Raw genomic sequence first — 6,022 nt, 5'->3', positions numbered from 1 at the left:
GACGAACGGGGTGCGGACGTCGCGGGCCCCGGGTCTCGGGAAGCAGCGGGTGGGTTCGCGACCTTTCGGGAGACGGCGGAGGGCGTTGGAGGCGCGGCCAACACGGATGAGGGCACCGGGGCTTCGTGCTCGGAGTCTTGCGCGAGGGGCGCACCGAACGCCGTGGTTCGCTCCCGAGGTGGAGGGGCGGGGGCGCGCGGCTTGCGACCGGCTGCCGGGGCCTCATCGTTGGGCGCGGCCTCGCGCATCGATGCGGAACCCTGGACGGGCGCACCTGTGTCCGACGCCTGGCCGGGGTCCTTCGCGGTGCCGCGTGCGGACTTCGCGGCAGGAGCACGGGCCGTGGTGCTCGGTCCCGGCGCGGGCTCCGTGAGCGAGGGGGGGCTTCCCGATGGAGCCTTCACGGACGCGGAGCGACGCGAGGCCTCCGTATTCGGCGACGTGCCCGCGACCGGGGCATGGCTTCCTGACGGAGCCTTCACGGCACCTGCTCCGCGAACGACCTCTGCTCCCTGAGACGTGTTCGCGACCGCGGCATCACTTCCGGATGCCGCCTTTGCGGACGGGGAACGACGCGAGGCGTTCGTGCTCACGACCGGGGCATGACTTCCGGACGGAGCCTTCACGGCGCCTGCTCCGTGGAGCGACTCCGCCCCCGGCGCGGCATTCGCGACTGGCGCATGACTCCCGGATGGAGCCTTCACACCTGCGGCCTTACGAGCGCCCGACGCTACCTCCGCGACGGGAGCGTGGCTTCCCGACTGTGCCTTCACGGAAGCCGCGGACTTCGCCTCGCTCCGTCCCTTGCGCGAAGCGGCGGTGGAATCAGGAGCGTCCTGGGTCGCACCTGAAGCCTTCGCGTCGCGGGACCGGTCGCCGGTTGCCAGAGACGGCGCTGTGCCAGCCTCCACTCTGGCTTCCGACTTCGGAGCCGCACCGCCCTTCGCCCGGCCCGAGCGCTTCGCGGACGCGGCGGAGGGCGCGTCCTCCTCGGCCGCGACCATTGCCTGGAGGTCGGTGTTGGCCGTCACCTCGTCGGACAGGTCCTTGCGGCTCGCGGGAATGCGTCCCGTGGTGACCGGAGGCGCCACGAGCACCGAGGGCGGCGGCACACCCTGAGCCGGCGGAGGGGCGGCGCGCGGAGGTTCGGACGGGGGCGGGCGAGCGCGATCCTCCCGGGCCTTGCGCAGGCTCTCGGCGCGGCGCGCGTAGATGCGGGCGCGCTCCGTGTTGTGCAGCACTTCGCGGCAGAAGAGCGCGAGTCGCTCCCACGTGCGCTGGCGCTCCTCGTCGCTCTCCGTGGCGGTGGCCGCGTTCTCCATCGCCCAGGCGGCCTCGCCCAGTTGCTCGCGCTCGATGCAGCGTTCCGCGAGCAGTAGCCACGCTTCCTTGTGCCCCGGCTCGAAGCGCACCGCCTGGCGCAGCTCCGCCAATGCCGCGCCCGCATCCCCCATGGCCTCCAGCGTGGCCACGCGCTCCAGGTGCGCCTTGCGCGCGGCGGGCCCCCGGGGCTCGCGGGCAAGCTGCGCATGCAGCAACTGGCTGAGCGCGGGCAGATCCCCCAGCCGACGCGCGAGCGCCAACAGGTGCTCACGGGGCTGCTCGCTGTCAGGGGTCTCCACGAGCACTTCGGCCCAGGCCCACTGCGCGATTCGCAGGTCGCCGAGGGGCTCCTCCGCCGTCTGCGCGAGCACCCGCAGGGCGTCCAGACGATCCGGAGCGCGACGGGGCGCGGCGGCACAGGCGGCGCGCAGGCGTTCGGTGCGAGCAGGGCGCTCCTCGTCGGAGACACAGCGCACGAGCCCCGCGAGCACGGGCAGCAGACCCGGCACGAGTGCCTCCGCCGCCTCGAAGTCCTCGCGCGCCTTGGCGGGAGCCCCCATGTTCAACAGCCGCTCACCGCGCGTCAGCAGGGCGATGGCCCGGGCCCGCGAGGTCCTCGCCCGCTGGATGGCTTCGTCGAGCGCACGGCGCACGAGCGAGGCGTCCTCGCGCTGGGACAGCAGCCGCACCTGTTCGCGCAGGGCAGTGCGCTCGCCGGTCAGTTCGACGATCTCCCGGTACATGCGCGCGGCACCCGCGGAGTCCTGGAGCTCGTTCTCCATCACCTCCGCGAGCCGCGTGAGGGCTTCGGCCCGCTCGGGCGCGGCCTTCGCGCGGTCGGCACGCTTGAGGTACAGCTGGGCCAGCTCGCGCCACGCCTGGCGCGCGATGAGTAGGGATTCCTGACGCTGCGAACGGGCCAGTTCCGCGCTCTCTTCCGGCGTGAGCACGGTGGGAGACGCGGCCAGCTCCGAGTCCCGGTTCGCGCCGCTCCCCGTTGGCTTCACGGCGGGGAAGTGGCCGGAGTCGCGCTTCGGTGGGGTCGCGGCCTGGGGAGGACCCGCATCAGCCGGAGGAGGGACGACCTCCGACGTCGATTCCTCCTCGTCGAAAGCAGGGTTCGAAGCGGCGGGAACCAGCACGGCGGTCCGCCGGAGCGAAGGAGCTGGCGGCTTCGTGCGCGACTTCTCGTCACGTGTCCGGGTTGAGGCCGGAGCGTCCTTCTCCGCCTCCGCATCGCTCCGCGCCGGAGGGATGAGCTCCGACGTCGATTCGTCTTCGTCGAAGCCCTTCGACGGAGCACCCGGCACCAGCACGGAGTCGAGCGGACGCGGCGGAATCATCTCCGACGTCGATTCGTCTTCGTCGAAGCCCTTCGACGGAGTTCCCGGCACCAGCACGGAGTCGAGCGGACGCGGAGCCTTGCGTCCCACCGCGGCGTCCTTGTTGGCTGTCTTCGGCTCAGGAGTGCGAGGCGGAACGATTTCCGACGTCGGCTCCTCTTCATCGAACGCCTTCGACGGAGCGCCCGGCACCAGCACGGAGTCGAGCAGACGCGGTTGACCGCGGTGCGACGTGAGCGTGGAGTCCCGAGGAGCCGAAGCCTGGTCCCCCGACGGAGTAGCCCCAGGCAGTGAGGCTGGATTCGGAACAACAGTCGACTTCGCGGCAGGGTCCTTCGCGGAGGTGGCTGCCGTCGATGCGGCATCGAGCGATGAGGACGGTTCCGGCGCAGCGGTCGGCTTCGCTTCGCGCTCCTTCGAGGAGACGGCCGCCATCGGCGCGGCATCGAGCGATGAGGGTTGTTCCAGCGCAGCGGTCGGCTTCGCTTCGCTCTCATTCACGGACGCAGCTGCCGTCAGCGCAGCATCGCCTGACGAGGACAGTTCTAGCGCAGCAGCCAACTTCGCTTCGCCGTCCCTCGAAGAAGCGGTTTCCGTCGGTGAAGCATCGAGCGACGAAGACAGTTCCGGCACAGCGGTCGACTTCGCATCGCCTTCATTCAACGAGGTGGCTGGAGTTGGCGAGACACCGAGCGATGAGGACTGTTCTGGCGCACCAGTCGACTTCGCGTCGCTCCCCTTCGCGGAGGCGGCTTCCGTTGGCGAAGCATCGAGCCACGAGGACAGTTCCGGCGCAGCAGTCGACTTCGCACCGAGATCCTTCGCGGAGACGGCTTCCGTTGGCGAAACATTGAACGACGAGGACAGCTCCGGCGCAGCAGTCGACTTCGCACCGAGCCCCTTCGCGGAGGCGGCTTCCGTCGGCGAAGCATCGAGCCACGAGGACAGCTCCGGCGCAGCGGTCGACTTCGCACCGAGCTCCTTCGCGGAGGCGGCTTCCATCGGCGAAGCATCGAGCCACGAGGACAGTTCCGGCACAGCGGTCGACTTCGCACCGAGCCCCTTCGCGGAGGCGGCTTCCGTCGGCGAAGCATCGAGCCACGAGGACAGTTCCGGCACAGCGGTCGACTTCGCACCGAGCTCCTTCGCAGAGGCGGCCTCCGCCAACACGGCATCGCGCAGTGCGGACGGGTTCAGCGCAACGGTCGAACTCGGGTCGCGCTCTTTCGATGGACCGGTCTCCGCGAGCAAAGCATCCCGCTGCGCGGTCGGGCTCGACTCCATGAACAGCTTCGCGTCGAACTCCTTCGCGGAAGCAGCCTCCGCCAGCACGGCATCGCGCAGTGCGGTCAGCTCTGGCGCCAGGGTCGACTTCGTCTCGGATTCGTTCGGAGGAACAGACTCAGCCGATACGGATCCACCCTGTGCGGGCGAACCTGTCACCACGGTCGGGTTCGCGCCGAGGTCCTTCGACGACGCATCCGATACCGCGGTACCCTCGTGCAGCGGGCTTGGCGGCGCCGTGGCGCGGCCCTCGAACGCACCCGGAGGATCCGACCTCTCCTGCGATGTTCCGGGCTGGGATGGCACACCCAGCGCCACCGCCAACTGTCCGTCGATTGCCTGCGTGACGTCGACCGACGACGACGCCCCCGGCTTCTCTTCGGACGCCTGCGCCACATCCACGGGGGGCGCCACGCTCGAAGCGACAGGACTCCCTTCGGACGCTGACGTCACATCCGCCGACGACCCATTCGAAGCGGCGAGCCCCTCATCAGCCACCTGCGCCACATCACCCGCTGGTGACACGCTCGAAGCGGCAGCGGGCTTCTCTTCAGCCGCCTTCGACACAACGACCGACGGTGACACCTCCAGCGTCGCCGCCGACTTCTCTTCAGCAGACGCATGGGCGAAAGCCCCTGCGGACCGGGAGGACCCGCTGGAGTCCGGCGTCGACTCCGCCCTCGCCGAGGCGCCTCGCGCCTGATGGGCCTCCGGCGCGGAAACCTCTCCTGCATCGGTGAGCCGCAGCGGATCAGCCTCCACGCTCACTGCCTCGACGGAGGACTTCACCGCGGCCCCGGCTGCGTCCAGCGGTCGGGACGTCGGCTCGCCTCCAGTCGCCCTGGCTCCCAGCGAGGCTCCCTCCGGATCGTCCGCTCCGCCTCCGCGCGTCGAACGACCAGCGTCCCCCGTCACGAACGGGAACTCCGTCGAATGGAAGGACACCGCCGCTTCGGCACGCTCGGACTCCGGCGCCTCCTCCGCGGGCACCGGCAGCGTCGCAGCCTCCACCGGTCCGCCACCCCCACCGGCATCGACAGGCTTCGTACCCCGCGCTTCAGGCGAAGGCACCGCCCTCTCCACGGGAGTCACCGCGCGGGCCTTGCCCGGTCCTTCATCCTCCCAGGGGAACTCCGGTCCTCGCGCCGCACGCCCCAGCCCCGCCCACTCACCCAGCGGCACCTGCACCGTGTCCGCTCGCGCGGCCCTGCCCGAGGCTCCCTTCGCCACCTCCACGGGCACCGTCGGCAGCTCCAGCACGGTGTTCCCGCGCTCCGGATCCGACAACGCCAGGGCGGACACCTCCACCGTCTTCGTCCGGGACTCGTCCTCCTCCGGCTCCTGCCGCGACGGCGCGCCCTTCGCCACCCGCTCGCGCAGCACGTCCATCACGAAGCGGGCCCGCGCGTCGCCGGGCGCATCCATCAGCAACCCGTTGAGCACGGCCGCGGCGCGCGCCTCCTGGCCACTGCGGCGCAGCACCCTCGACAACTGCCGGCGCACCTCGCGGCGTACCACGCCGCGCTCGGCCACCATCGCCGCATCCAGCAGGGAGATGACCGCTCGCTCCGTGCCTGCCCGCAGCGCGTGCCGCACCAGCACCGCCGCGAGCCTGGGCGTCATCGGCAACGAGCGGCTGGCGGCGACCAGCCCGGAGTACGCCCGGGCCGCCTGTCCCTCCCGAAGCAGGCGGGCGGCGTCCTGGCAGACCTGGGCCAGCGCGCCTCGCACGTCCTCTCCGCGCTGGGCCATCCCAGGTCCGCGCAGGGAAGGCTCCGGCGTTCCAGGACCCTTGCCGTTTCTCCCGCCACCCATGAAGTCCCCAGTCTACACACGATGCGCCGGGCGGTGGGGACCGTCCTCCCTCACGCGGACTATCCCGGGTTCGGCGTCAGGGAGCGTCCCCGCTCCCGATGGGACCCTCGGGCACCCGCACGCCCGCCGCGACGAAGAACGCCCGCAGGTCCTCCGGCACCGCCGCCTCCAGCCGCAGCGGCTGGCCCGTGCGCGGATGCGCCAGCTCCAGCCCCTGCGCATGCAACAGGCAGCGCGGCGCCTGGAGCCCTCCCGCG

At 71.4% G+C, this 6,022-nt stretch carries 1 protein-coding gene and 1 pseudogene; both read right to left on the bottom strand.

What is annotated here, in order from left to right; all coding sequences use genetic code 11:
- Positions 1–5,702, bottom strand: a 5,702-nt coding sequence (locus tag D7V93_RS35950; protein WP_120647656.1) for a hypothetical protein, incomplete at its 3' end; no start/stop codon positions are given.
- A 139-nt stretch (positions 5,703–5,841) separates the two neighbouring features.
- Positions 5,842–6,022, bottom strand: a pseudogene (locus D7V93_RS35945) (RluA family pseudouridine synthase); the annotation flags it as partial.

It is taken from the genome of Corallococcus llansteffanensis (assembly GCF_003612055.1).
Classification (GTDB): domain Bacteria; phylum Myxococcota; class Myxococcia; order Myxococcales; family Myxococcaceae; genus Corallococcus; species Corallococcus llansteffanensis.
The sequence above is the reverse complement of the archived record's forward strand: the minus strand, read 5'-3'. Positions and strand labels throughout refer to the sequence as shown.